Below are 26616 nucleotides of genomic sequence, written 5' to 3' on the forward strand. Positions count from 1 at the left end.
CAAGCGATCCGCCGTCCGAATACGTGCGGAACAGTGCGCGGGCCGGAACACGGGAGGTGGCCGGGCGATCGGGACGTGGAGGGGTTCGGAGCGCCGGTGTGCGCGGGCGCTGGGGCGGCACTGCTGCGGACGCCTGCCGCCCCGATCCCCGAACGCGCTCCGCCGGCGCGCGGTCAGCCGGCGACGTAGCGCCAGTAGCCGGTCAGCAGGTCCGGGATGGTGCCGGCCGCGCGGGTGACCCGCTGCTCCGGCTCACCGTCGGCCAGGCCGTAGTCAACCACCTCCGCGAGCCGCCCGGTCAGCTCGGCCGGCTCCTCGGAGTAGTTCTCCAGGAAGGTCACCAGCGACGCCGGCACGGTGTCCAGCTTGCCCAGCGCGTCCACCAGCTCGCGGGCGACCGGCGCGTAGAGCTGGAAGTCCGTGTGCACCCCGAGCGCCACCTCGGCGGGTCCCGCGTGGACGGCCGCCCACGTCTCGGCCAGGCTGAAGTCGAGCACCGCCGGCTCCATCTCCGAGTCGCGCAGCCGCTGGGTGTCCAGCCCGACGTCGCCCACCACGCTGTCCGCCAGCAGGCGTCGCTGCGCCAGGTACAGGACGGCCAGGTTGGCGAACAGCGCCGCCGGGACCTCGTGGCGGTAGCGCACCACCATGGAGCCGAACTTGTAGATCTCGGCGTCCAGGATGAGGAACTCGCCGGTCACCAACCGTTGCAGTTGCGCGGTTTCCACCTCCCCCGCCCGCGCGGCGGCGAGGAAGTCGTTGCTGTCGAGCTGTTCCCGGACCGGCAGTCGGGCCTGGTTCTCCTCGATGATCCGTGCGGCGTCGGCCACAGCCCTGCCTCCCAAGGGGTAGGTCCCCGACCCCGCGCCCGCCCCGTGCGGGCCGTCCGGTCGTCGGTGACGAACCCACCCTCGCGCCGCACCGCACCCCCGGCCACCCGGCCGGACACCATCGGCCGCGTCCATCGCGGTACGCCAGCGCGGCCTGCGGCTGCGGGTGCCGGACGGCCGACGCGCGGCACCCCTCGGCAACGGTCCGGCGACCCCGCAGAAGACGAGCACTGCCCACCTTCTGCGGCGGAGGGCTACCAGACGTCCCGGACGCGGGGCTGGACCTCGACGATGTTGGCGCTGTCGACGACGGAGAGGTCGCGTCCCGGGCGCAGCACGGCCACCCACAGGTGCGTGGTCTCGGGGTCCAGGACGGGCTCGCCGATGACGACGCCGTGGATGAACGCGGCGGGGTCGAGCACGTCGGGGTTGAGGTAGGTGACGAGTGCCCCTGGGGGTGGGCACGGCGTGGCGGTCATGGCCGACTCCCGTGGTGCGTCACGTCGGCGGACCGTTGCCCTCACCCCGGCGTTGGCGAGGCGACCACCGACTGTCCCATGTGGATTCGGGTAGCCGGCCGGCGTCCACCGAAACCCGGTGCGCCCGGGTCGTGCCGGATCCGGTGGGCCTGCTCCCCAGGCCCCTCCCCGATCGGGTGAGGCACCGGGCGGGCCGCTGCGGCGCGTGCCCGCGCAGGCCGGATGTAGGTGGTTTCCACCGACGCGACCGCGTCCGGGTGGGCGGCACGCTCGGGTCCCCGGCCGTCGACCCGGCCGGTGGACCCAGGAGGAACCCGTGATTCGCTCCACCACCACGCCCCGCCGCCGCGCGGGAGCGCTCGTCAGCCTGCTCGCCGTCGTCGGGACCCTCGGCACCGCCGCCCCGGCCCAGGCCGCGCCCGGCACCGGGGCGCCGCTCACCTGTCGCGGGCAGGGCGTCGACCCGACCGCGAAGGCCCGCCACCGGGCCGAGATCCTCATCACCGCACCCCTGCACCGGGTCTGGGACCTCCAGACCGACGTGGAAGCCTGGCCCACCTGGCAGCGGCCCGCCGCCCCGATGACCGTGGAACGCCTGGACCACGGCCCGCTGCGCACCCGCTCGCGGTTCCGGGCCACCGTCGCGCTGCCCACGTCGCCGCCGGCCGCGATCGTCATCACCTCCACCGTCCGCCAACTCCAGCACGGCCGGTGCCTGCGCTGGACCGGCCCCGCCGACGGCCCCGGCTTCCACGTCGACGGCGTGCACGTCTGGACCTTCGTCCCCGTCGCCGGCGGCGTGCTCGTCCGCACCGAGGAGACCCACACCGGCCCTCAGGCCGACGAGGACTCCGACCTGGGCCTCGACACCTGGCTGGCCGACCTCAAGGCCGCCGCGGAGAAGCCCTGCTGACCGGTCCGGGGCCCCGGGCCGGCCGTGGACGTGGGCGGCGGCCGGTCGCGCTTCAGGGGTCGAGGACGCCCAGGTGGCGGCGGAGGCGGTCCGCGTCGTCCTGGCGGCCCTGGTCCTCGTACAGCGCAACGGCTTCCTCCCACGCCTCGCGCGCCCCGCCGGGCCGGCCCAGCGCGGCGTGGGGGTGGCCGATGCCGTCGAGGGTGTTGGCCAGCTCGTAGGAGTGCCCGAGCGCGCGGTAGAGGACGAGTGCCCGCCGGTAGTGCCGCACGGCCTGCTCGTGGCGACCGGTGTGGTGGTCGATGTGGCCGAGGCAGGCGAGCAGGTCGGCCTCGCCGCCGGGGTTGTGGTGGTGGTCGTGCACGCCGAGCGCCGACCGGCACAGCTCGCGGGCGGTGGCGTGGTCGCCCAGGCGCGCGGTGCACCACGCCACCGTCGTCAGCGCCACCGCCTCCCACACCGGCTGGTGCAGCGTGCGGTACAGCTCCGTTGCCGCCCTGGCGTGCCGCAGGGCCACCCGGTCGTCGCGCCGCTCCCACGCCTCCGCCAGCGAGTGCAGCGTGCTCGCCTGCTGGAGCACGTCGCCCTGGCGCTGCGCGAGGGCCAGCGACCGGTCCAGGTGGTCGACGGCCTCCGGGTGCCGGCCGAGCTGGACGTAGGCGCGGCCCAGGTTGCGGTGCGTGCGGGTGCGGGTGGCCGGGTCCGGCAGGTCCACCGACGTGTCCAGCGCGGCCTGCCAGGTGGTCGCGTTGTGGGCGAGGTGCCCGCGCCGCCGGTGGAACTCGTTCAACGACCAGGCGAGGTGCCACACCGCGTACGGGCGGTGGTGGGCGGCGGCGAGGTGCTGGACGGCCAGCAGGTGCCGGTGCTCGGCGTCCAGCCACGCCATCGCCGCCGGGTCGTCGGGCAGCGGCAGCGGGCGGGTGCCGGGCGCGGCGGGCTCCGGCTCGACCAGCAGGGTGTGCGGTGCCAGGACGCAGTGCGCGGCGTGCGCCGTGTGCAGGTAGAAGTCCACCACGCGGTGCAGCGCCGCCGACCGGGCGGTGGCCGGGAGTTCGTGCGCGAGCGAGGTGGCGTAGGCGCGCACGAGGTCGTGCATGGCGTAGCGCCCGCCCGGCCGGTGGTCCAGCAGCGACGCGTCCACCAGCACCCGCAGCACGGCGCGCGCCGCCGCCTCGGGCAGCCCGACGAGGGAGGCGGCGGCGGGCAGCCCGATGTCCGGGCCGGGCGCGATCCCCAGCAGCGCGACCGCGTCGCGTTGCGCGCCGCTGAGCCGGCGCAGCGACCAGGACAGCACCGAGGGCAGGCTCGCGCCGGGGTCGGCGGCGTCCTCCAGCGCCCGCACGCCCGACGCGCGCAGCCCGGCGGCGACCTCGGCCGGCGACAGGTGCGACCGGACGCGGGCGGCGACCAGGCCCAGCGCCAGCGGGAACCCGCCGCACAGCGCGGTCAGCTCCGCGACCTCCGCCTCCCGCGCGCCCGCACCGCCCAGCGCCTCGGCCAGCACGGCCCGGGACTCGTCGTCGGTGAGCACGCCCAGCCGCAGCGGGTGGGCACCGCACCGGGCGACCAGCGCGGGCAGGCGGTGGCGGCTGGTGACCAGCACCGTGCACGACGGGCTGCCGGGCAGCAGCGGCAGGACCTGCTCGGCGTCGGCCGCGTTGTCCAGCACGACCAGCATCCGCCTGCCCGCGACCAGGCTGCGGTAGCGGGCGGCCTGCGCGTCCGGGTCGGTCGGGATGCGGGTTGGGTGCACGCCGAGCGCGTCGAGGAAGCCCCGGATCGCCGTGCCGGGCGGCATGGGGTGCCGATCGGGGCTGAACCCGCGCAGGTCCACGAACAGCTGCCCGTCCGGGAAGCGGTCGAGGTGCCGGTGCGCCCAGTGCAGCACCAGCCACGTCTTGCCGATCCCGCCCGCGCCGGACACCGCCGAGACGACCACGGTGGCCTGCCGGCCGGCGGACGTCGCGGCGTCCAGCACGGCGCTCACCGAGGCCAGCTCGTCCGCCCGGCCGGTGAACGACCGGGGCGGCGCGGGGAGCTGCCGGGGCACGTCCGGGCGGGCGGTGGTCGACACCGCGCCGGCCGGCGGCGTCAGGCGCGGGTCCGCCGCCAGCACTCGCCGGTGCAGCTCCCGCAGCCGGGGACCTGGCTCGGTGCCCAGTTCGGTCGCCAGGCGGGCGCGCAGCACGCGGAGGTGCTCCACGGCGTCGGCCCGCCGCCCGTCGCGGTACAGGCCCAGCACGAGCTGGGCGGCGATCCGCTCGTCCAGCGGGTGCCGCCGCGCACGGTCGGCCAGCACCGGCAGCAGCTCGGCGTGCCGGCCCAGGCGCAGCGCGGCGTCGGCGTGCTCGGACTCGGCGGCGAGGCGTTCCCTGCCCAGCGCGGCGCGCAGCCCGGACGCCCACGCGGTGTCCAGGTCGACCAGCGGGTCGCCGCGCCACAGGCCCAGCGCCCGCTCCCACAGCGGCACGGCCGACTCGTCGCGGTCCGCCGCGCGGGCCCGCGCCAGCAGGTCGCGGAACCGGTGCAGGTCCACCGCCTGCCGGTCGACCACCAGCCGGTACCCGCCGACGCCCCGGTCGATGCGCACCCGCGCGGCGGCCGACAGCGCCGCGCGGAGGCGGGAGACGTAGCTGTAGAGCGTGCCCCGGCCGCGCGTGGGCGGCCGGCCGCCCCAGACGCGGTCGACCAGCAGGTCGACCGGCACCGCCCGGTCGGCCTCGACCAGCAGGACGCCCAGCACCCCGCGCTGCCGGAGGTGGCCGAGGTCGACCGGCACGCCGTCGACGCGGGCCTCCACGTCGCCGAACACCCGGAACCCGAGCGCCGTGCCGGTCTCCTCCACGCACCCAGGGATAGCAGCCCGACCGCCGGCTCCCGGACCGCTCGCCGGGTGTTCCCACGATCGGCCCATGGCGGTGGGCCGCGCGCGGCCCCCGGTCGGAGCAGCCCGGTCCGCTACGAGCCGGTCGCGGCCGGGCGGAGGCGGACCGGCAGGCGGTCGTGGCCGTTGGAGATGAACGAGCGGACCGGGCGCAGCTCCTCCGGCGCCACCGCCAGTTCGAGGTGCGGGAAGCGGTCGAACAGGGCGGACAGCGCGATGTCGGCCTGGAGGTGGGCCAGGGGCGCGCCCAGGCAGTAGTGGACGCCGTGGCCGAACGCGACGTGGGTCTTGTCGGCGCGGGTGATGTCGTACCGCTCGGCCGTGGTGCCGTGCAGGCCCGGGTCGCGGCCGGCGGCGGCGTAGGCGGGCAGGATCGCGTCGCCCCGGCGGATGACCACGTCGCCGAGGTCGATGTCCTCCACCGCGTAGCGCATCGGCACGTTGGTCACGGGTGCCTGCCAGCGCAGCGTCTCCTCGGCGACCTCCCGCCAGGCGCGCTCGCCGGAGCGGACCAGGGCGAGCTGCTCGGGGTGGGTGAGCAGGGCCGCGATGGCGTGGTCGAGCAGGTTCACCGTCGTCTCGTGGCCGGCCGCGACGAACAGCAGCAGCGTGTCGACCAGCTCGCCCTCGGTGAGCCGGCCGTCCTGCTCGCCGTGCGCGGCGATCAGCCCGCTGGTCAGGTCGTCGCCCGGGTCCCGGCGGCGGGTGGCGACCAGGTCGTCGAGCAGCTCGAACATCAGGCGCTGGTTGGCGGCGGCCTCGTCGGGGGTCGTGGTGGTGTCGAACAGGACGTCCACCGCCCGGCGCAGGCCCGTGCGCGACGAATCGGGGACGCCCAGCAGCCGGCACACGACCTCGATCGGCAGCGGGTAGGCGTACCCGGCGCGCAGGTCGGCGACGTCCGGGCCGGCGTCGAGGGCGTCGAGCAGCTCGCCGGCGATCCGGGTCACGGCGGGGCGCAGCGCCTCGGTCCGGCGTGGTGTGAACGCCTTGGACACCAGCGACCGGAGTCTGCGGTGGTCCTCGCCGTAGGTGGTGAACATGGTGCGCACCGAGATCCACATGTGCAGCGGCCACTCCTCGGTGACCCGGCGCTCGCGCCAGTCGGTCCAGTGCCGGCGCGGGTCCTTGGACACCCTGGGGTCGGCGAACAGCTGCTTGATCACGTCGAGCCGGTTGACCGACCAGGCGAGCACGCCGCCGGGCAGCTCGACGCGGGTGACCGGCCCGCGCTCGCGCAGGCGGGCACCCTCGCGGTGGATGTCGTGGCCGGTCGGGTCCAGGGTGTAGGGGTTCATGACCTCCATGGTGGGCACGGTCGGACGGCCGTGGGCACCACCCGACGGCGCTACCCCCGAACGAGGTACGGGCGTCCGAACGGGCGGTCCGCAGACCTGCGGACGGCGGCCGGGGACCGGTCCGGCGCACGCGCGCCTACCCCACCGGGCCCCGGTGGACAAGGGCGGTGGGAGGACCCGCCCCTGAACGGGCGCTCACCGTCCGGGTCGAATTCGGGCCGGCCACTCGGAAAGAGCAGTGCGGCACTGCTGCGGGCGGGCACCCGATCGGCCGCTTGCTGCGCACCGGCAAGAGGAATACATTTGCTGGAAATCTTTCGTTAACGTTGGGGACATCCCCCGGGAAATCATTCTCGCAATACCGTTGCAACTGTGCCGTGCCACGATGAGGGGTTTCGCCGTGGACGATCGGGAATCGACGCGGGCCGAGCACGCGGAACAAGTGCGGAGCTGGAACGCCACCGCCGTGGACTACCCCCGTGACGCGCTCGCGCACGAGTTGTTCGCCGAGCGGGCGCGGGCCGCGCCCGACGCGGTCGCGCTGTCCCCCGAGGACGGTGACGACATCTCCTACGGCGAGCTGCACCGCCGCGTGGAGGGCTTCGCCGCCGTGCTCGCCGAGGCCGGCGTCCGGACCGGTGACTCCGTCGCGGTGCAGCTCGAACGGTCGGTCGGCGCGTACGTGGCCGCCCTCGCCATCCTGCGGGCAGGTGCCCGGTGGGTGCCGGTCGACCCGGAGGACCCCGCCGCGCGGACCGCGTCGATCATGGCCGACGCCGGGTGCCGGGCCGTGGTCGTGCCGGCGCCACCGGACGGGCGACCACCCCCTGGAATCGTCGCCGTGGACATCGCGGAGAGCACCGGGTCCGCTCCCCCGCCGTTTCCGGAACTGACCGCGCGGGACCCCGCGTACGTCATGTTCACCTCCGGTTCCACCGGAAAGCCCAAAGGCGTCGTGGTGCCGCACCGGGGGATCGTGCGACTCGCCCGCAACACCGGACCCGTCGAATTCCGACCGGACGACGTCGGGTGCGCGACGGTCAATCCGACGTTCGACATGTTCGTTTTCGAGTTGTTCGGCGCGGTGCTGAACGGCGCGCGCCTGGTGGTGCCGGACCGGGAGACCGTCCTGTCCGCCGCGCGGCTGGAGGAGCTGCTGGTCCGCGAGCGGGTGACGACGATGTGGCTGGGCTCTGCCCTGTTCCACCAGTTCGTCGCCGAGCGGCCGACGATGTTCCGCCGGTTGCGCCGCCTGGTGGCGGGCGGCGACGCGCTGAACCCGAACGTCGTCCGCAAGCTGCTGGCCGAGGGCCCGCCGGGGCGGCTGGTCGACGGCTACGGGCCGACCGAGAACTCCGGGTTGAGCACGGCGCACGTGGTCGACGCCCTGCCCGCCGGGGCCGAGTCGGTGCCGATCGGGCGGCCGGTCGACAACTCCACCGCGTACGTCGTCCGCGAGGACGGCGCGCTCGCCGGCGTCGGCGAGGAGGGCGAGCTGTGGGTGGGCGGTGACGGCGTGGCGCTGGGCTACCTGGGCCTGCCGGAGCTGACCGCGCGGAGGTTCGTGCCGGACGGGTTCGGGGACGGGGACGTCCTCTACCGGACCGGGGACGTGGCGCGGTGGCGGGCAGACGGCGTGCTGGAGTTCCTCGGCCGGCGCGACCGGCAGGTCAAGGTCGCCGGCTTCCGGGTGGAGCTGCGCGAGGTCGAGACCGTGCTCGCCGCCCACCACCAGGTGGAGGACGCGGTGGTGGAGGTGGTCGAGGACGGGGCCGACGGGCACCTGTGCGGCTGGGTCGTGGCGGCCCGCGACCTGGACCGGGAGCGGTTGGTCGCGGCGGTGCGCCGGCACCTGCGCGACCGGTTGGCGACGTTCATGGTGCCCACCGCGATCAGGGTCGTGGACGCCATGCCGCTCAACTCCAGCGGGAAGGTCGACCGGCGGCGGCTGCGGGAGCTCGGCGGCCCGGAGCCGGCCCCGGTGGAGGAGCGGGACCGCCCGCGCGAGGGCGTCGAGAGCCTGGTCGCGGCGGCGTGGCAGCGGGCGCTGGGCGTCCCCGGGGTCGGGCGGCACGACGACTTCTTCGCGCTGGGCGGCCAGTCCGTGCAGGCCGCCCAGGTCGCGGCGGCGGTCGGCGGCGAGGCCGGCCTCGCACCCGACCGGGCCGGGGCGCTGGTGCGCGCCCTGCTGGCCGACCCGAGCCTGGAGCGGTTCGCCCGGCAGGTCGAGGCGGCGCGCGCCGAGGGGTGGACCGACGGGCGGACGGCTCCGGACTTCCGGGAGGAGGCCCGCCTGCCGGAGGGGCTGCGCTTCCCCGCACCGCCGACCGGCGACGTCGCGCCGCCCCGGCGGGTGCTGCTCACCGGCGCGACCGGGTTCCTCGGCGTGTTCCTGCTCGACCGCCTGGTCCGGGCCGGGACGCCCGAGGTGCACTGCCTGGTCCGGGCGCACGACGAGGACCACGCGCGCCGCCGGATCGCCGGGCGCGCGCGCCGCTACGGGCTGGACTACGACGCGATCGCGGACCACGTCGTCCCGCTGCCGGGCGACCTGTCCGAGCCGCTGCTCGGCCTGGGGGACGAGGGTTTCGCCCGACTTGCGTCCACCGTGGACGCCATCGTCCACAGTGGAGCGTCGGTCAACTTCGCCTACCCGTACGAGTCGTTGCGGGCGGCCAACGTCGACAGCGTCCGCACGCTGCTCGACCTGGCCGCGCGCGCCGCACCCAAGTCCTTCCACCACGTCTCGACCATCTCGGTGCTGACCGGGTACGCCGCCACCGGCACCCGCTACGTGCTGGAGGACCAGCCCCTCGACTTCCCCGAGCGGCTGTCGGTGGGCTACCTGGAGACCAAGTGGGTCGCGGAGGAGCTGGTGCGCGCCGCCGCCCGGCGCGGCCTGCCGGTCTCCCTCCACCGGCCGGCGGAGATCACCGGCGCCCGCGATCGCGGCACCTGGAACACCGACACCTTCCTGTGCGCGTGGCTCCTCGCGGTGGTGGAGACCGGTCGCGCGCCGGACGTCGCCCTGCCGCTCGACTTCGTGCCCGTCGACTGCGCCGCCGAGGCGATCGTCCACGTCGTGCGCACCGGCCGGCACGACGGCCGCACGCACAACCTGACCAACCCGCACCCCGCGCGCCTGGACCTGCTGGTGGACCGGCTGCGCCGGCGCGGGTACCCGGTCCGCGCAGTCCCCTACGCGGAGTGGGTCGCGCTCGTGGCGGAGGGCAGCAGGCAGGACCCGCGCCGGCCGATGACCCCGTACCTGCCGATGTTCACCACCGAGGTGCCGGGCACGGCGGGCGGGCCGACCGTGGAGGAGATGCAGTTCGCGGAGCACTTCCCCGCCTTCAGCCGCACCAACACCCGGCGGGCCCTGGCCGGCTCCGGCCTGCGCCTGCCCCCGGTCGACGCCGGACTGCTCGACGAGTACCTGGACCACCTGGTGGACTGCGGCTTCCTGCCACCCCCTCCGGGCAGCGGGACGCCGGAGAGCACCTCGCAGGACGACGTCGCCCCGGACGGGTCGCCGACGTCGGGCGGCGCGCTCGCCGATCGACTGGTGCCCGACCTGGCCGGGCACGTCGCGGCGAACCCGTGGTACGCGGCGGCGCTGCACGACGACCTCGAACCCGGACGGCTGCGCGACGTGCTCGTCCGCGAGGTCGCCCTGCGCCGGGCCGAGGTGGACGCGTACACGCGGCTGGCGCACCGGCTGCGCGGCACGCCCGCCGGCACGGCGTTCGCGCGCACGGCCGACGCCGCCGGGAACCTGCTGACCGGGGCGGAAGCCGCCGCCGAGTCCCTGGGCCCGCCCGCCCCGGACGACGTCACCACCGACCTGACCGGGTTCCTCGCCGGCCTGGCCGCCGACGCGGGGGCCGGTGCCGCCGCAGCGGCCGTCCGAAGCGCGTCGGCGCTGCACGCGGCGGTGTGCGCGGAACTGGGCCTGGCCCTTCGGCGCGGCCCCGCCCCCGAACCGCTGCTCCGCTACCTCGACGCGTCCCGGGACGCGGCGGCCCCGCCGTCCACCGCCTTCGGCGAGGCGATCACCGAGGCCGCCGCGCGCGGCGAGGACCCGGACGCGATCACCCGGACCGCACACCGGGTGGACGCCCTGCTGCACGCCCACTGGGCCGGGGCCGCCCCGGCGGGCGGACCCGTGCGGTGAAACCCGCCACCGACCGAGGAGCACCCATGACGACGCACACCGAAGCAGCAGACCTCGCCGGCCGGCTCCGCACGCTGCGCGAGGAGCACCCGGTCGGCAACGCGGTCCTGGACAAGATCGCGGACGGCCGCCTCTCCGAGGACGACCTGCGCGGGATGGTCCTGACCGAGATCCAGGCGCACCAGGCGGAACTGGTCGCCTACGGGGTGGGGTTGGCGAAGTACCCGCACACCCCGGCCACGACGTTCTTCACCCGCATCACCGACCTGGTCGCCGCCGCCACGCCCAAGCTCCGGGCGTGCGCCCACGCGCTCGGGCTCGGCGACGCCGACCTCCGGCGCCGGCAGCCGGACCCGACGATCTACGCGTTCAGCGGCTGCCTGTCGTGGATCGCCGTCACCGGGCGGCAGGCGTCGCTGGCGCTGGCCCTGCACACGGACATGACGGTCTACTTCCCGGACTGCCTGGCGATCTCCGCCGGGGCGCGGGAGTCCTCGCTCACCGTGCCGGACGAGTTCTACGAGTACTACGAGGGCACCGCGTCCGAGGACCTGCTCGCGCTGGCGCTGGAGGTGGCGGACGACGGCCTGGCGCGCGGCGACGACCCCGAGGAGGCCGTCTTCTCGGCCCGGCTGCTCGAAGCCACCATCGGCCAGTTCTGGCGGGCCGCCGCCGGGGCGTGGCGCTGAGCGCGGCGGGCGGAGGACGTCGTGCGGGTGGGCATCGTCGGGGCGGGGATCTCCGGCCTGGTCACCGCCTGGCTGGTCGACGGGCGGTGCGACGCGGTCGTGCTGGAGGCCCGGTCCCGGGTCGGCGGCAACGCGCGGTCGGTGGCGGGGTGGGCCGCCGGCGTGCCCGGCGCGTTCGACCTGGGCACCCAGGAGGTCGCGGCGGACGACTCCGGGCCGCACGCCGCCCTGCTGGCCGCCCTCGGGGTCGACGGGCGGCACGTGGTCGACGTCCCGTCGTCCCACACGTTCACGGCGGGCGGGACCACCGCCCCGCTGCTCGTGGACGACCACCCGGGCCGGCCCGCGCACGTCGGACGGGGTCCGCTGCGGGAGCGGGTGCGGGCCTTCCTCGACGGGATGGGCCCGACCCCGGACCGGGACGTCCCGTTCGGCGCGGTGCTGGCTCCCCTGTCGCCGGCACCGGCCGTGCGGGACCACGTCCTGTGCGCCCTGCCCGCGAGCCTGTTCGGGTGCCCGGTGGCGGAGGTGCCGCGACTGTCCGCGCCGGTGGTCCTGGCCTACCTGCACGGCGTCGCCGACGACACCGCGCCCCGCGTGCGCGTGCTGCGCGGCGGGATGGAGAGCCTCGCCTGGGCGTTGGCCGCGCAACTGACCTCCACCGAGATCCGCACCGACGCGGAGGTCGACCGCGTCGAACCGGCCCGCGACGGGTACGTGCTCGTCGACGCGGCGGGCCGCCGCTGCGCCGTGGACCAGGTGGTGCTGGCCGTGCCGCCGCCCACCGCCGTGCGCCTGCTGCCCGCCTCGGTGCCCGGCCCGGCGGTCCCGTTGCGCCGCTTCACCTCCCGACCGGTGCGCTACGCCCTGCACCTCGACCCCGCGTACCTGCCCGGGGACCGCGCGCTGTGGTCCACCCACAACGTCGTCGCCCACGACGGCTGGGCGGAGACGAGCACCTGGTGCGGCCCCTCCCACGGCGTGGACGTGTTCAAGAGCCAGATCACCCACCGCGCCCCGCCCCGCCGGGTCCTGGCGACGAGCACCTTCCAGGCCCTGACCCCCACCACCGACGTGGTCGACGCCCAGCGGGAGCTGGCCGCGTGGCAGGGCCGCGAGGGACTGCACTTCGCGGGCCACCACACCACCGGGCCGGGCGACCAGGACAGCGCCATCGCCTCGGCCGTCGCGGTGGCCCGCCGGATCGCGCCGGGCAGCACCCGCCTGCGCTCCCTGCCCGCACCCTGACCCCGGAGGACGCCATGCCGGTCACCGACCCCCCTGCCCTGGTCGACCTGCTCATCCCGTGCGTGGACGTGTCGGCCGGGCGGTCCACCGAGGCGACCGGCGTGCCCGGCGTGCGCGACCCGTGGGACCCGGTCGAGCTGGTCGGCCACTACGCCGACGGCGGCGTGCGGCGGGTGCTGCTCGACGTGGTCGACACCTGGGAGCGGGTCGAGGACGCGGCGCGGGTCGTGGCCGGCGCGGCGGCCCGGGTCGACGTCCTGGTCTCCCTGCACGACGGCCGCGTCCCCTCGGCCGAGGGCTGCGCGCGGCTGCTGGACGCCGGGGCCGCCTCGGTGGCGGTCAGCACGAGCGCGGTGGCCGACCCGCGCACCGTCGAGGACGCTGCCACGCGCTTCGGCCCGGAACGGCTGGTGGGCGTGGTCAACGCCCGGTACCGGCGCGGCGGCGGGGACGGCTGGACGGTCTACGTCGACGGCGGCGACGAGGCGACCGGGATCGACGCCGTGTCCTTCGGCCGGACCCTGCGCGACCTGGGGTGCGGGGCGGTGATGGCCAACTGCGCCGACCGGGAGGGCACCGGGCGCGGCTTCGACCACGCGCTCACCCGCGCCCTGGTCGAGGCCACCGGCCTGCCCGTGATCGCCTCCGGCGGCAGCCGGACCGTCGAGGACCTGCGCCGGGGCATCACCGAGGGCGGCGCGTCCTACGTGCTGGCCAACAGGATGCTGCACTCCGGCTCGGTCGCGGTCGCGGACGTCCGGCTCGACCGGTCGCCGGGCGGGGCGTGACCGCCGTGCGCAGCGTCGTGTTCTCCCGGCACGGGCCGGCCACCGAGGTGCTCTCCCCCACCGAGCGGCCCCGACCCAGGCCCGGGGCCGGCGAGGTGCTGGTGCGGCTCCGGGCCCGCCCGGTCAACCCGTCCGACGAGCTTTTCGTGCAGGGCCGCTACGGGCGTCCGGCGGTGCTGCCGGCCGTGCCGGGCTTCGAGGGCGTCGGCACCGTCGAGGAGACGACGGACGGCGGTCCCGCGCCGGGCAGCCGGGTGGCCGTGTCCGCCCAGGGCACCTGGCAGGAGTTCGTCGCGGTGCCGGTGGCGGACGTCGTCCCGGTGCCCGACGGGCTGTCGGACGCGGTGGCGTGCCAGCTCACCGTCAACCCGCTCACCGCGCTGCTGCTGGTCCGGCAGCTCGCGCTGCGCCCCGGCGACTGGCTGCTGCTGACGGCGGCCCGGTCCTCCCTGTCCCGGATGGTCCTGCACCTCGCGCGCCGGGACGGGGTGCGGTGCGCCTGCGTGGTCCGCAGCGGCGGCGCGGCGCTGCCGGGAGCCGCCGCCGTGGTCGACACGTCGACCGACGACCTGGTGGGTCGGGTGCGCGAGGTGACCGGGGGCGAAGGCGTGCACGCGGTGCTCGACGCCGTGGGCGGTGAGGTGGGCAGCGCTGCCGTGCGCTGCCTGCGCGACGGGGGCCGGGCCGTGGTGATCGGCCTGTTCGACGGCGGCCCGGTCGCCGTGGCACCGCAGAGCCTGGTGTTCGCCGACATCTCCGTGCGCGGCTTCTGGCTGCCGTTGCAGCTCGCCCGCGAGTCGGAGGAAGTGCGCGCTGAGCTGGTCGGGCAGGCCGTGGACCTGCTGGGCACGCCCGGTTTCGCGGCACCCGTGGCCGCGACCTACGACCTGTCCGACGCCGCCACCGCCCTCGACCACGTCCGCCGGCCGGGCCGCCGGGGCAAGGTGATCCTGACCGGCTGACCGCACCGACCCGACGACCGCTGACGAGCCCCTGAACCCTGCTCATCTAGGCTGCGGCCGTGGACAGAGACTCGGTCGCCGCCCTGTTCGAGGAGGCCGTCGACCGGGCAGCCGCCGGCGAGCACGGCGCGGTGGTCTCGTGGACCTCCGGCGAGGACCGCTGGGTCCAGGTCACCTGGGACGCGGTCAACCTCGCCTACCCGCACGGGCGCAGCCCCGAGGAGGTGCTCGCCGGCATCGCGCTGCCGGAGTACGTGACGCTGCGCGGCTGGGAGGCGGGCTCCTACGTGACCTTCGACCACGGGGCGCACGACACGACGGTCCTCGCCGACTTCGTGGTGGCGTGCACCGAACGCCTGTGGCGGCCCGCCGCCTGATCCCCGCACCCCGCTCGCGCTCGCCGGGACCGGGTCGGCAGGCCGCGCACCGACGTCAGCCCGCTACCTGATGCGCCGGCAGTCGTGGCCCCGCACCCACAGCGACCCCTCGGCCCAGCCCGACTCGCACCTGAACGCCCTGCCCTTGCCGTCGGTGATGACGAAGTGCTCCAGCGGACCCCAGTGGTCGGTGTCGCACTCCCGCCCGAAGACCGAGTTCCCCTCCGTGTCCAGGTCGTGGCACTTGATCACCTGGTCCGGGTCGGCGACGTCCGCCGCCGCCACCCCCGGGACGAGGGCGACGAGCGCCGCCCCCAGCAACCCGACCGCCGTGACCCGAACCCGGCCGTACTCCCGCGTGCTCCGCATCGCCGCTCCCGCTCCTGATCTGCCGGACACCGAGTCGTGCCCGCCGCCCCAGCGCAGCAGCAGGAGCCGGCCGGTGCCGCGCCACCAGGGCGATTCCACCCGGCAGGTCACGGTGGCCACCCGTCCGTGCCGGCGGTGCGCACCCGTGGCACCGGACCGGTCGACCGGACGTGGCCCGGTCAGTCCGCCAGGCCGGCTCGCGCGCGGATCAGGGCGGCGAGCGACTCCGGGTCGTCCGCCGGGATCGGCCACACCTCGCCGTCCGCGAACCGCAGGAGCAGCACCCTGCCCGGCTTGATCTTCCAGGTCCGGCGGCCCGTGCTCAGCGTGTCCTCGGCGGTGATCTCGGACGGCGCCACCCGGGTCAGGTCGGCCCAGCGGCGCCCCTCCTCCCGGTCCTGCGGGGCGGACGTCGGCGACCCGACGACCAGCGCGTCGCCGCCGATGCCCAGCACGATCCGCGACCTCGGCGCGTGGAACGGCACCTCCAGCGCGGACTCCGCCAGCTCCTGCCGGGGCACGGCCCCGAACGCGGCGTTCGCCGACGAGCCGTGGAAGCGCCACTGCCAGCGCACGGCCACCACAACCAGCCCGGACACCACCGCCACCGCGAACAGCCACACCAGGCCGCCGGTGATCGGCCACAGCAGCACCATCAGCCCCGACCAGAGGACGGCCAGGCCGCTCATGAACGCCAGGGACACCGCGCCGCCCCACACCGCCGGCCGATCCGAGCGCGAGAGCTCGCGCCACCCGTTGACCAGCAGGAAACCCGACGCCAGCGCGACGATCCCCATCACGGCGACGAACCCGACGCGGTAGCCGCCTCGCGTCACCACCGTGCCCAGCACCAGGAACACCCCGGCCACCAGCCACGGCATCACCGCCAACAGCTTCACCGTGCCGCGCAACCACTCCACCGCGCGACCGACCTCGTCAACCCCGGTCCCCACCGCTCTCCCCTCACCGATGCCCAGCCACTGCGACGCAGTCCGCGCGCGCCCGGTTCCGGCCTCGGCCGGCGGGCGCGCGGGCGCCCCCGTGACTGCCCGGAAGGGCAGCCCCGGCCGGCGGTGCCGGGAGCATACTGACGTCGGACCTGCCCGTCGTTCGGCTGGAGGAGGTCGTGGTGCGCGCAGTCCCGGACGCGGAGCGGGCCGCAGCGGTGCCCGGTGGTCCCGCCGTGGGCCGCAGGGTCGACGGCGTGCGCGCACACCCCTTGGCCGCGCTGCAACGGGCCGCCGGCAACCGGGCCGTGTCGGGCCTGGTGCAGACCGTGCAGCGGTGCGGCGGCGAGGTCCACCCGGGCTGCTCGTGCGCCGAGGAGGCGAACCGGCCCGCCGTGCAGCGGAAAGCCCCCGGAGCGGCGAAGAAACCCCACAAGGGCCCACCTCGCCCGGCCCTCGGCTCGTGCCACCCGGTGCAGGACGACCTGCGCCCCACCGCACCGTGGGCCGACCTCCAACGGGGCTACCGGTCGCGCTGCGAGTCGACGGTCGGCGGCGCGGTGGACGACCTCCTGCACGGCAGGGTGCCGCGACCCGACCCGAGGTCCACAGTGGACTGCATGTGCGCGGTGGGCGACCCGAGGACGGTGGCGGTCGCCGCCATGGCCCGCGTCCTGGCCGCCGGACCGCTCGCCGCCGCCCTGTTCTGGCACTTCCTCGGCGCGAGCGGCAGCGAGGTGACCATCGACGTCGCCGACATGATCGCCCGGTCCGGCGGCGTGCGCGAGAAGATCCGCCGTTCGACCGGTGCGGGCGGCACGAGCGGCACGACGAGGTTGGAGCAGAGCGACTACCGCGACGCCGACCTCCAGTTCGCCTACGGTGCCATCGACTGCGTGCAGTGGATCGTGCAACCACCGGTCCGCCGCAACTGGCGGCGTGACGGGACCACGCGCATCGAGGTGAAGATGCTCGACTACTACGAGTTCCACCCGGCCCGCCCCGGTGTGAGCCAGTGCGCCCACGCGGCCTGCGTGGAACTGGTGGCCCGAGGGGGCGCGAAGAACTTCTGGACCCGGGGCAGCGCAACCGTGACGTGGGCCCGACTGCGCGCGTGACGCGCCGCCCGGGAGCCGGTACCGGAGCGGTCCGGAACGGGGCTGTGCGAGGAGACCGAGGTGCCCAGCGGTGCGGTGCACCCGGTCCTCGCACTCTCGCACCGAGGCTCACGATCGTGTGGCGCGGCAACCGACCGTGACTCCGGCTCCCGGCGGGATCCAGGGCCGACCGGAGCGGAGCGCGTTCGACCGTCACCCGACCAGGGATGCTATGACCCTGGCAGCCACACGGACGGGTGGCGTGAGTCGGATCGTCGGCTGAATTCCGGCTGCGCGGGAACACCTCTTTCCGAGTACGACCGACCACTTGGAGGAGTCATGAACCACCGCATCGCCGGCGCGCTGATCGGTACCGCCCTGGGACTGGCCACGTTCGCGGGTTCGACGATCGCGGCCACGGCCGCCGCACCCGACCCCGCCGAGGTGAGGCAGGACGAAGTATCCGAGTTGATCTGCGAGATGCTGGGCGAGCTGGGCTTCCTCGACCACCCGGAGCTGGCGGACTTCGTCGAGGAACTGGGTTGCGACGAGACGAGCCCGACCTCCACCACCACCACGACCAGCACCACGACGTCGCCGCCGTCGAGCAACGGGCGGCGCTGAGGCACGACGCGACCGGGGCCCGTCGCCGCGTCAACGGGCCCCGGCTCGACAAGTCCACTGTGGACTGAAAGTCGGTCATCCGCCGGACCGGGCAGGCAGGGGCGCCCCGGTGGTGTCGAGGTCGGCCAGCAGGTCGCCGACGGTGTCCATGCGGGCGAGGACGTCCTCTGCGGTGAAAACGAGCTGCGCGGGCTGACGACAGGCGCGCACCTCGTCCCACGTGACGGGGGTCGACGCGGTCGGGTGGTCCCGCCCGCGCAGGGAGTACGGCGCGACGGTGGTCTTCGCCGGGTTGTTCTGGGACCAGTCGAGGAAGACCCGACCCGTGCGGTGCGACTTGCCCATCACGGCGGTCACCGCGTCCGGGGTTTCCCGGGCCAGGCGCTGCGCCACCTGCTTGGCATACGTCGAGGGAGCGTCGGCGCGGTCGGTGACGATCGCGGCGTAGAGCTGCATCCCCTTGCTGCCGGACGTCTTCGCCAGAGGAGTGAGGCCGTCCGCGACCAGGACGTCGCGCACCCGCTCGGCGACGCGGCAGCAGTCGACGATCGTGGTCCCCTCGCCGGGGTCCAGGTCGATCACCAGCCGGTCGGGCGGGCGCGGTGCGCCGTCCGGGCCGACGGTCCACTGGGGGACGTGCAGTTCGAGCGCGGCGAGGTTGGCCGCCCACACCAGGGACGGCAGGTCGTCCAGCAGCGGGTACTCGACCGGGGCGCCGGAATCGCGCGAGCCGGAACCGGCGAGCCGGACGGTCCGCAGCCAGTCGGGGGCACCGGCCGGGACGTTCTTGCCGAACCAGCTCTGGCCCTCCACGCCGTCCGGCCAGCGCACGACCGTGACGGGCCGGCCGCGCAGCCGTGGCAGCAGCAGCGGCGCGACGGCGGTGTAGTAGTGGACGACCTCGCCCTTGGTGAACCCGGTCGCCGGGTACATGACCTTGTCCAAGTTGGACAGTCGGAGCCGCGTCCCGTCGACCCGGACGGTGATCCGGCCGCCGGGCCCGACGTCCGCCGCTGCGGGGGCGTCTGCCGTGCCGGGGTCCTCGGTTGGCGGAGGGGTCGGAGTGCTCGCGGTGGTGGTGTGATCGTCTTCGGGGGCAAGGACCTCGCCCGGTGAACGGTCTTCGCGCAGCCCGCGCCAGGCCGTGTGGCGCAGGCGGCCGGCCCGGGTGAACGTCCGGTACACGACTTCGCCGACCAGGCGCGGTTCGACCCAGAGCGCGCGGGCGACGTCCTCGCGCGGCGGGGTCGTGGCGAACGGGTGCGTCCGGCGCTCCAAGGGTTTCAGGGCATCAAGCAGGTCCGCGCGCTGCGCCCGGCTGAACCCGGTGCCGACGTCGCCGAGGTAGACCAGGTCGCCCGTGACCGGGTCGTGGGCACCGAGCAGCAGACCGCCGAGCGAGCCGGACAGGCCGCCCCGGCCCGGTCGCCACCCGCAGACCACCACCTCCTGCGTGCGCACCAGCGGGTGCTTCAACCAGGACTCCGACCGCCGCCCCGGTTCGTAGGCGGAGCGGCGGAGCTTCGCCACCAGACCTTCGTAGCCCGCCTCGCCCGCGCGCCGGAGCAGGAGTTCGGGCGTGAGCCGCTCGACGCGCAGCCGGTCGTAGGTGAGGGCCCGGACGACCCCGACCCGGTACGGGTCGGGCATCGGCAGCGCCGCGAGCATCGCGCGGCGCTCGTCGTAGGGGCGGCGCAGCAGATCGTCCTCGCCCAGGCGCAACAGGTCGAACGCCAGGAACCGCACGTCCACGCCGCTGCCCGCCCCGCGCGGCGGGAGGTCGCGGCGCCGCCGGTGCCGGCCGCGACGTTCCTGCAACAGCCCGAAGTCGATCCGCCCGTGCTCGTCGTAGGCGACGACCTCGCCGTCGAGCACCCCCGCCCGACCGGCGAAGACCTCGGCCACCGGACCGGTCAGCTCGGCGAACTCCGTGGTGAGGTCCAGCCCGTTGCGACTGGTCAGCGCCACCGACCCGGCGCGGGAAACCCGTGCGGCGCAGCGGTAGCCGTCGAGCTTGTCCTCGAAGGACCAGTCCGGCCCGGACGGCAGCCGCCCGCCGTCCGGCGTCGCCAGCATCGGCTCCACCCACGCCGGCGGTTCGCACGGCCCCCGCTGCGAGTTGGCGGCCACGGCGACCTCCGGGTCCGGCCGGCGGGCTCCCGGTGCGCCCGCGCGCCGGACCAGACGATAACCCGGATGGCCTAGTGCCGCCCGGTCATCGGCACCCCGCGCACGGCCCCCGACCGCCGGCGCGGACACGACCGCCCGGCGGTCCCGCACGAGCCGCGAAGAGCCGGTTCCCCCGCGCACCACCACGTTCCGAGAACCGAACACCGCTACCGCACGTGCAGGACGGTTGCCGGGACTCATCCGGAAGTGGGGGTTCGCTTGCGGCGACGGCGTCACGGTCGTTCGTCCGGACACCACCTCGACTGCCAGTCATCCCTGTACGTGGCTCCGGACCACCTGATGGTGACCGGCCCACGCCCTAACGTCGATTGCGGGTGCCGAAGCGCGCACCCGCCAACCGTCAGGAGGAGCACCAATCATGTCGATCATCCGACGAGCACTGCTGATCGTCCCGGCGTCCATCGCGGCCCTCGCGCTGTCCGGTGCGGTCGCCCAGGCCGACACCTCGCTCACCAACGGCGACGACAACAGCGTGAGCAGCACGACCACGAACAACCAGGGCACGTGGATCGACGACTCCTTCAACGAGATCAACACAGTCGACGTGGACATCGACTGGGACGAGACCAATCACCACCACCACCACGGCCACGGCCACGACGGCGCGGGTGACAACGGCGACGACGACTGACCAGGTCAGTTCCGCGAGGGCCGAGGTAGGCGTCCTACCGCACGGCCCCGACGGGCGGCTCCCCACCCCGGGGGCCGCCCGTTCCGCGTCTTCCGGCGTGACCGCCGGCACCGAGCGGGTCGTCCACCCGCGTCCCCGCCCGCTCCCGGTCCGGCCGGTGCTCCTCGCCACCCGGCCACTCGTCGCCCGGCCACACCGGTGATCGGCACCGGGTAAAGTGGACGCGTCCGGTGGCGGCGTCCTCCCGGGACGGTCGCGGGTCCGGCGCAGGCGTCGTCCGGTGGTGCTCCCGCCGCGCTCGTCCGGCAGGCCGGTCATCGGGGGTCCACGTCGTGCGGTTCGGGGTGCTGGGGCCGCTGCGGGTGTGGCGCGACGGCGTCGAGCTGCCCGTCGGCGGACCGCGACAGCGCGACCTGCTGGCACTGCTGCTGTTGCGCCGCAACAGGTTCCTCACCACCGACTGGCTGGCCGACGCCCTGTGGGACGGTCGCCCGCCCGCCAGTGCCGCCGTGACGCTGCGCACGCACGTGGCCGGTCTGCGGCGGGTCCTCGAACCCGGCCGGGGCCACCGGGAACCGGCCGGGCTGCTGCGCGGTCGCCCCGGCGGCTACGAGCTGGTCGTGCCGCCGGACGCGGTGGACGCCGCCCGCTTCACCGCCCTCGCCGACGACGCGGCGGCGGCGCTCGCGGCCGGTGACGTCCCGCTGGCCGAGCACCGCTACCGCGCGGCGCTGGCCCTGTGGCGCGGGGACGTGCCCACCGGGCTGGCCGCCGTGCGCGCCGAGGTCGCCGGCCTGGCCGAGGCGCGGCTCGCGGCGGAGGAAGGTCTGCTCACCTCGGCCGTGGCGCTGGGCCGGCACCGCGAAGCCCTCCCCGACCTGCGCCGCTTCGTGACCGACCACCCGGAGCGCGAGACCGCGCGGGGCCGGCTGATGCTGGCCCTGTACCGCGCCGGGCGGCAGGCGGAGGCGCTGGCGGTCTACGACGAGGGACGGCGCGTGCTGCGCGACGAGCACGGCGTGACGCCCGGCGAGCCGCTGCGCGCGCTGCACCGCCGCATCCTCGCGCAAGACGTGCCGGACGACCCCGAACCACGCCACCGCCGCCTCACGCCCGAGGTGCCGACGGCACCCGGACCACGCCACCGCGACCCCGCACCGGAAGCGCCGGCAGGCCCCGAGGCGCGCGTCACCGTGCCGAGCGGGGTGCGGATCGTGGGCCGGGCGCGTGAACTGGCGCTGCTCGACGACGTGCTGGACGCGGCCCGGCGGGTCGGCGGGCGGTTCGCGGTGCTGGTCGGCGAGGCGGGCATCGGGAAGACCAGCCTGGCCCGGGTCGTCGGGGCGCGCGCCTCGGCGGCCGGCACGCCGGTCGTGTGGGCGCGGTGCCCGGACATCGGGCCGATGCCGCCGTTCTGGCTGTGGACGCAGGTGGTGCGCGCGCTGTCGCCGGACGCCGACGACCCGGCCCTGGCCGGCTTCCTCGGACCGCTCGCCGCGGACCACCCCGACCGCGTGGACGCGACCGCCCGGTTCCGCGCCTACGACGCGGTGACCGCGCTGGTGCACGCGGCAGCCGCGCCCGCCGGCCTGGTGCTCGTGCTGGACGACCTGCACGCCGCAGACCCGGACTCGCTGCTGCTCCTGCGCTACCTCGCGCCCACCGTGGAGGCGTCGCGCGCGCTGGTGCTCGTGACGCTGCGCCCCTACGAGCACGACCCCGGCCTGGTCGCCGCGCTCGCCGACGTGGCGCGCTCCCCCGGGCACCGCCGCGTGCAGCCCGCCGGGCTCGACCCGGGCGCGGTGGCCGAGCTGGTGCGCGAGCACACCGGCGCGGCACCGTCGGCCGACGCCGTGCAGCGGCTGGTCACCCGCACCGGCGGCAACCCGTTCTTCCTCACCGAGCTGCTCACCTCGCCGGACGACCCGCCGGCGAGCGTCCGCGACACCGTCCGCCGCCGCCTGCACGCCCTGGACGACGCCACCCGCGACTGCCTGGACCTGCTCAGCGTCGCCGGCCGCGACCTCGACGTCGCCGCAGTGGGCACCCCGTCGCCCGCCGCCGACCACCTGGTCGCCGAGACCGCGCCGGGTGTCGTCGGGTTCCGGCACCCGCTGTTCGCCGAGGCGGCCTACGCGGACCTGTCCCCGACCCGGCGGGCCGCCCTGCACGCCCGCCTCGCCGACACCGCCGGAGACCTGCTCACCCCGGCCGAGCTGGCCCACCACTACGGCCGCGCGCGGGACCGCCGCGCCGACCACCTGCGCTGGACGCTGGAAGCCGCCGAGGACGCCACCCGCCGCCTCGCGTTCGAGGACGCGCTCACCCACCTCGACCGGGCGGCGGACCTGCTCACCGACCCGGCCGAGGAGCTGGCGGCCCACCTGCGCCGGATGTCGCTGCTCCAGATCGTGGTCGGCGTGGGCAGCGACGCGGTGGCCGAGGCCGCCGCACCCGCCCACCACCTGCTGGTCCGCCGGATGCCACCCGACGCCCCGGGCGTGGACACCGCGCTGTGGGCGCTGGGCGAGCTGGCCTGCAACCGCGCCGACTTCGCGTTGGCGACGGACCTCGCCACCCGGTTGCGCGCACTCGACAGCGGCCCGCTCACCAGGACCGCCGCGCACTACCTGCTCGGTGCCGCCGCCTACTTCACCGGCCGGCTCGCCGAGGCCGAGGACCAGCTCACGACCGCTCTCGACCACCTCGACGAACGCCTGCTGCGCGGGCAGACCGGCCGCACGCCGACCCTGGCCGTGCACGAGTTCCGGGCCCTGGTGCGGTCGCTGCGCGGCCTGGACGCCGGGCCGGACCTGGTCGCCGCGCGCAGCCTGGCCGAACGCACCGACGACCCGTACGGGCGGGCCAACGCGGAGCTGTTCGCGGGCTGGGCGGCGCTCCAGGAGCACGACGCGGACGCCGTCGAGCGGGCAGCCGGCACGTGCCGCCGCATCGGGGCCGAGAACCACATGACGCACTTCGTCACGACCGGCGACTTCTTCGCCGAGTGGGCGGCCGTGCGCCGGGGCGACGCGTCCAGGCTCGCGGCCCTGCGCGCCGCCGCCGACGGCATCTACCGCCCGGGGCTGCGCGCGACCCGCACGATCACGATCGCGGCCGTCGCCGACGCCCACCTGGTCGCCGGTCACCACGAGCGGGCCGCCGCACTCGCCGACGAGGGCCTGGCCACCGCGCGGGAGGTCGGCGAGCAGGTCCTCGCCGCCGAACTGCACCGGGTGCGCGGCCTGGCCGGGCCCCACCCGCAGGACCTGGCCACCGGCCGGGCAACGGCCGAGGCCCAGGGCGCCCACCTGCTCCTGGCCCGCTTCCCCCGACACCCCGACCACCCGCTGTCGTGACCGGCTGACACCTCGACCGACCGGGTCCCGGCCGGGCGGTGCCCTTGCCCACCGGGCGACCCGGCCGGGCGGCGAACGGGCAGGGCGGGAGCGGGCGGGCTGGACGGGAGCGGGCGGGCCGAGCGAACGGGCTGGGCCGGGCGAGGCGCGGCCGATGAGCGGGCGGGCGGAGCGGACTGGGCGAGGCGCGGCCGATGAGCCGGCCGGGGCGGGGCGAGCGGAGCGGGTGGGGCCGGGGCGGGGCGGGGTGGCGTTGGCCGAGGGCGGGTGGGGCGGGAGCGGTGGGGCGGCCGGGTCGGGCTCCACACGACCTCCACACGACTTCCACAGCCCTGCGGTGCGATGGCCGCCACCACAACGTCAGGGGGTCCCATGTACGAGGCCGTCGTCATCGGGTGCGGGCCGGTCGGCGCGCTCACCGCCAACCTGTTGGGCGTGCGCGGCGTGCGCACCCTCGTCGTGGAGCGGAGCGCGGAGCCGCACGGGCAGCCGCGCGCCTTCTCCTGCGACGACGAGGCGCTGCGCATCTTCCAGCAGGCCGGCCTGCGCGAGGAGGTCGAGCGGGACACCTACCCGCCCCGGCGGGCGGAGTACGTCAACGCGCGGGGACGGGTGTTCGCGGAGATCGCGTTGGACGAGATCGACTTCGGCCTGGGCGCGAAGCCGCTGCACTTCTTCGACCAGCCCCGGCTGGAGGCCGCGCTGCGGCGGGGTCTGGCGCGGTTCCCGCACGTCACCCTGCGCACCAACACCGAGGTGACCGGCCTGACCGGGCACGACGACCACGTGACGGTCACCCTGCGCGAGGACGGCCGGGCGACCGAGGTCGACACCCGGTACGTGCTGGGCGCGGACGGCGCGCGCAGCACCACCCGGGTGGCCGCCGGCATCGCGCTCCGGGGCGCGTCGGACACCGAGCGGTGGCTCGCGGTCTCCGGTGACGTGCAGCCGGGCGGCACCCGGGTCGACGCCACCCGGTTCGTGTGCGACTGGCGGCGTCCGGCGTTCGTGTCACCGGGTGCGTTCGGCACCCACCGGCTGGAGTTCATGCTCCTCGACGGCGAGGACCCGGAGGCGATGACGAGCCCCGCCGCGATCCGCCGCCTGGTCGCGCCCTACGTGGACCCCGACCGGTTCGCGGTGACCCGCGCCGTCGTCTACGCGTTCCACCACCTCGTCGCGGACCGCTGGCGCGACGGCCGGGTGTTCCTGCTGGGCGACGCCGCGCACCAGATGCCGCCGTTCCTCGGCCAGGGGCTGTGCAGCGGCCTGCGGGACGCGGCGAACCTCACGTGGCGCCTCGCGCAGGTGCTGCGCGGCGACGCCGAGGACGCGCTGCTGGACGGCTACGAGGCCGAGCGCCGCCCGCACGCCGAGGAGATGGCGCTGACCAGCGTGCGGCTGGGCCGGGTGTTCCTGGTCCGCAACCGGGTGGCCGCCGCCGCCCGGGACGTCGCGCTGCGCGCGGTGCAGGCCGTGCCCCGGGTGCGGCGCGCGATCCGGCACTTCGAGTTCAAGCCCCGCCCCGCGCTGCCGGGCCACCGGGGCACGGTGGGCACGATGTTCCCCCAGCCCGACGTCGCCGTCGAGGGCAGGCGGGTGCCGCTGGACGACGTGCTGGGTGCCGAGTTCGCGGTGGTCGGGCCGGGGGTGGACGCGGTGACCGCGCTCACCTGGCGGGGTCCGGTGGCCCGGTTCGCGCGGGTGGTGCCGGCGGGCTCGGGCGCGGCGGGCGACATCACGACCGTCGAGGACGTGGACGGCACGCTGTGCGCGTGGTTCGCCGCCCACGGCGCGGACGTCGTCGTGCTGCGCCCGGACCGGTTCGTACACGCCGTAGGGACCGGGCCGGCCGTGTCCTGGACGGGCAGTGCCGAGGCGTCGGGCGAGGCCGCCCGGCGGTAGCAGGCCGGATCCCCGCACGGCGTCCACTGTGGATCTTGAGAGTCCACAGTGGATCTTGCGCACGCGTGAAGTCCTGATCTTGCAAGGGAAGTGGGGACGCAGTGCGCCGGGTCACGGTGCTCCGCATCACCCGTGACCTGCCGTACGAAAGGAGTTCATCGCGCGTCTACCCCCTTAGCCTGGTTACGCCAGTCCTCGGAGGAAATGAGTGTGATGACCAAGTCCACGCGCGCCAAGTCCGTCGTCCGCTACGCGGCGGCACCGCTGGGAATCCTGCTGTCCGGTGTGCTCGTGCTGGTCGCGTCGCAGGCCGCGTTCACCGCGCAGACCTCGACCGGGTCGAACTCCTGGAGCACCGGCACGATCGACCTGACCAACGACCACGAGGGCAAGGCCGTGTTCGCGGTCGACAAGCTCGCGCCGAACACCGGCGACAGCAAGGACGTGGTCGTCACCTACACGGGTGACTACCCCTCGGACATCCGGCTGTTCGCCACCTCCCCGGTCGAGCCGACCGGGCCGCTGGCCCAGAACATCACCCTGACCGTCCAGCGCGGCACCGGCTCCGGCGCGTCCTTCACGCCGGACCAGAACGCGCGGTGGACCGGGACGCTGGCCGCGTTCGACGCGGTCGGCTCGTACGCGAACGGCGTGCTCGGTTACCAGACGCCCGGTTCGGTCGCCAAGACCTTCCGCATCGCCTACGACTTCTCGCCGACCGGGGACACCTCCGGCCTGATGGGCAAGAACACCGGCGTCACCTTCACCTGGGCCGCCGAGACCACGTCCTGACGGCGAGCCCCCGCGTCCTGACCGGACGACGACCTGACCCGACCACGACCAGGCGAG

Annotated in this window: 20 protein-coding genes; 13 read left to right on the top strand and 7 right to left on the bottom strand. The window is 75.7% G+C overall.

The window, feature by feature from the left end; all coding sequences use genetic code 11:
* Positions 1-173 precede the first annotated feature (173 nt).
* Together AB0I60_RS00565 and AB0I60_RS00570 are read right to left on the bottom strand one after the other, a co-directional pair.
* Entirely contained in the window at positions 174-830 is a 657-nt protein-coding gene (locus AB0I60_RS00565; protein WP_360724619.1) for a hypothetical protein, read from the bottom strand.
* A 254-nt stretch (positions 831-1084) separates the two neighbouring features.
* The gene (locus AB0I60_RS00570) at positions 1085-1309 is read right to left on the bottom strand and encodes a hypothetical protein (RefSeq protein WP_360724621.1); all 225 of its coding nucleotides are present in this window, start codon (positions 1307-1309) and stop codon (positions 1085-1087) included.
* 316 nt (positions 1310-1625) lie between these two features.
* On the opposite strand from AB0I60_RS00570, the gene AB0I60_RS00575 reads away from it, so the two are divergent.
* On the top strand, positions 1626-2222 hold the full coding sequence (locus AB0I60_RS00575) for an SRPBCC family protein (RefSeq protein ID WP_360724623.1): 597 nt from the start codon (positions 1626-1628) through the stop codon (positions 2220-2222).
* 52 nt (positions 2223-2274) lie between these two features.
* On the opposite strand, the gene AB0I60_RS00580 is transcribed toward AB0I60_RS00575, so the two are convergent.
* Positions 2275-5070, bottom strand: coding sequence for a BTAD domain-containing putative transcriptional regulator (locus AB0I60_RS00580; RefSeq protein WP_360724625.1), 2796 nt, complete (start codon positions 5068-5070; stop codon positions 2275-2277).
* 113 nt (positions 5071-5183) lie between these two features.
* On the bottom strand, positions 5184-6407 hold the full coding sequence (locus AB0I60_RS00585) for a cytochrome P450 (protein WP_360724627.1): 1224 nt from the start codon (positions 6405-6407) through the stop codon (positions 5184-5186).
* A 400-nt stretch (positions 6408-6807) separates the two neighbouring features.
* On the opposite strand from AB0I60_RS00585, the gene AB0I60_RS00590 reads away from it, so the two are divergent.
* From AB0I60_RS00590 to AB0I60_RS00615, 6 genes are read left to right on the top strand one after another with little or no spacing between them, the layout of a single operon-like run.
* Positions 6808-10581, top strand: a complete 3774-nt coding sequence (locus AB0I60_RS00590) for an amino acid adenylation domain-containing protein (RefSeq protein ID WP_360724629.1) — start codon at positions 6808-6810, stop codon at positions 10579-10581.
* 26 nt (positions 10582-10607) lie between these two features.
* A complete protein-coding gene (locus tag AB0I60_RS00595) occupies positions 10608-11270 on the top strand; it encodes a hypothetical protein (protein ID WP_360724631.1) in 663 nt (220 codons plus the stop codon).
* Positions 11271-11291: 21 nt separating this feature from the next.
* On the top strand, positions 11292-12518 hold the full coding sequence (locus AB0I60_RS00600) for an FAD-dependent oxidoreductase (protein WP_360724633.1): 1227 nt from the start codon (positions 11292-11294) through the stop codon (positions 12516-12518).
* 14 nt (positions 12519-12532) lie between these two features.
* Positions 12533-13306, top strand: a complete 774-nt coding sequence (locus AB0I60_RS00605; protein WP_360724635.1) for a HisA/HisF-related TIM barrel protein — start codon at positions 12533-12535, stop codon at positions 13304-13306.
* Between the two features lie 5 nt (positions 13307-13311).
* A complete protein-coding gene (locus tag AB0I60_RS00610; protein WP_360724637.1) occupies positions 13312-14268 on the top strand; it encodes a zinc-dependent alcohol dehydrogenase family protein in 957 nt (318 codons plus the stop codon).
* A gap of 59 nt (positions 14269-14327) precedes the next feature.
* A complete protein-coding gene (locus AB0I60_RS00615) occupies positions 14328-14645 on the top strand; it encodes a hypothetical protein (protein ID WP_360724639.1) in 318 nt (105 codons plus the stop codon).
* A gap of 63 nt (positions 14646-14708) precedes the next feature.
* Here the strand turns inward: AB0I60_RS00615 and AB0I60_RS00620 are convergent, their stop codons facing one another.
* Together AB0I60_RS00620 and AB0I60_RS00625 are read right to left on the bottom strand one after the other, a co-directional pair.
* The gene (locus AB0I60_RS00620; protein ID WP_360724641.1) at positions 14709-15113 is read right to left on the bottom strand and encodes a hypothetical protein; all 405 of its coding nucleotides are present in this window, start codon (positions 15111-15113) and stop codon (positions 14709-14711) included.
* An 80-nt stretch (positions 15114-15193) separates the two neighbouring features.
* Positions 15194-15967 carry a hypothetical protein gene (locus tag AB0I60_RS00625; RefSeq protein WP_360724643.1) on the bottom strand — a complete coding sequence of 258 codons (774 nt, stop codon included), beginning with the start codon at positions 15965-15967 and terminating at the stop codon, positions 15194-15196.
* Between the two features lie 176 nt (positions 15968-16143).
* Here AB0I60_RS00625 and AB0I60_RS00630 point away from each other — a divergent pair, with 176 nt between their 5' ends.
* Together AB0I60_RS00630 and AB0I60_RS00635 are read left to right on the top strand one after the other, a co-directional pair.
* The gene (locus AB0I60_RS00630; protein ID WP_360724645.1) at positions 16144-17079 is read left to right on the top strand and encodes a hypothetical protein; all 936 of its coding nucleotides are present in this window, start codon (positions 16144-16146) and stop codon (positions 17077-17079) included.
* Positions 17080-17397: 318 nt separating this feature from the next.
* Positions 17398-17682, top strand: coding sequence for a hypothetical protein (locus tag AB0I60_RS00635; RefSeq protein ID WP_360724647.1), 285 nt, complete (start codon positions 17398-17400; stop codon positions 17680-17682).
* 75 nt (positions 17683-17757) lie between these two features.
* Here AB0I60_RS00635 and ligD read toward each other — a convergent pair whose 3' ends face one another.
* On the bottom strand, positions 17758-19758 hold the full coding sequence (gene ligD, locus AB0I60_RS00640; protein ID WP_360725738.1) for a DNA ligase D: 2001 nt from the start codon (positions 19756-19758) through the stop codon (positions 17758-17760).
* Positions 19759-20230: 472 nt separating this feature from the next.
* Between ligD and AB0I60_RS00645 the strand changes: the two genes are divergently transcribed.
* The 4 genes from AB0I60_RS00645 (at position 20231) to AB0I60_RS00660 (ending at position 26559) form a co-directional block, all read left to right on the top strand.
* Positions 20231-20503, top strand: coding sequence for a hypothetical protein (locus AB0I60_RS00645; protein ID WP_360724649.1), 273 nt, complete (start codon positions 20231-20233; stop codon positions 20501-20503).
* A gap of 332 nt (positions 20504-20835) precedes the next feature.
* Positions 20836-23862, top strand: coding sequence for a BTAD domain-containing putative transcriptional regulator (locus AB0I60_RS00650; RefSeq protein WP_360724651.1), 3027 nt, complete (start codon positions 20836-20838; stop codon positions 23860-23862).
* A gap of 372 nt (positions 23863-24234) precedes the next feature.
* A complete protein-coding gene (locus AB0I60_RS00655) occupies positions 24235-25767 on the top strand; it encodes a bifunctional 3-(3-hydroxy-phenyl)propionate/3-hydroxycinnamic acid hydroxylase (RefSeq protein ID WP_360724653.1) in 1533 nt (510 codons plus the stop codon).
* Between the two features lie 213 nt (positions 25768-25980).
* A complete protein-coding gene (locus tag AB0I60_RS00660) occupies positions 25981-26559 on the top strand; it encodes a hypothetical protein (RefSeq protein WP_360724655.1) in 579 nt (192 codons plus the stop codon).
* Positions 26560-26616: the final 57 nt, after the last annotated feature.

The sequence above is a fragment of the Actinosynnema sp. NPDC050436 genome (genome assembly GCF_040655415.1).
Lineage (GTDB): Bacteria > Actinomycetota > Actinomycetes > Mycobacteriales > Pseudonocardiaceae > Actinosynnema.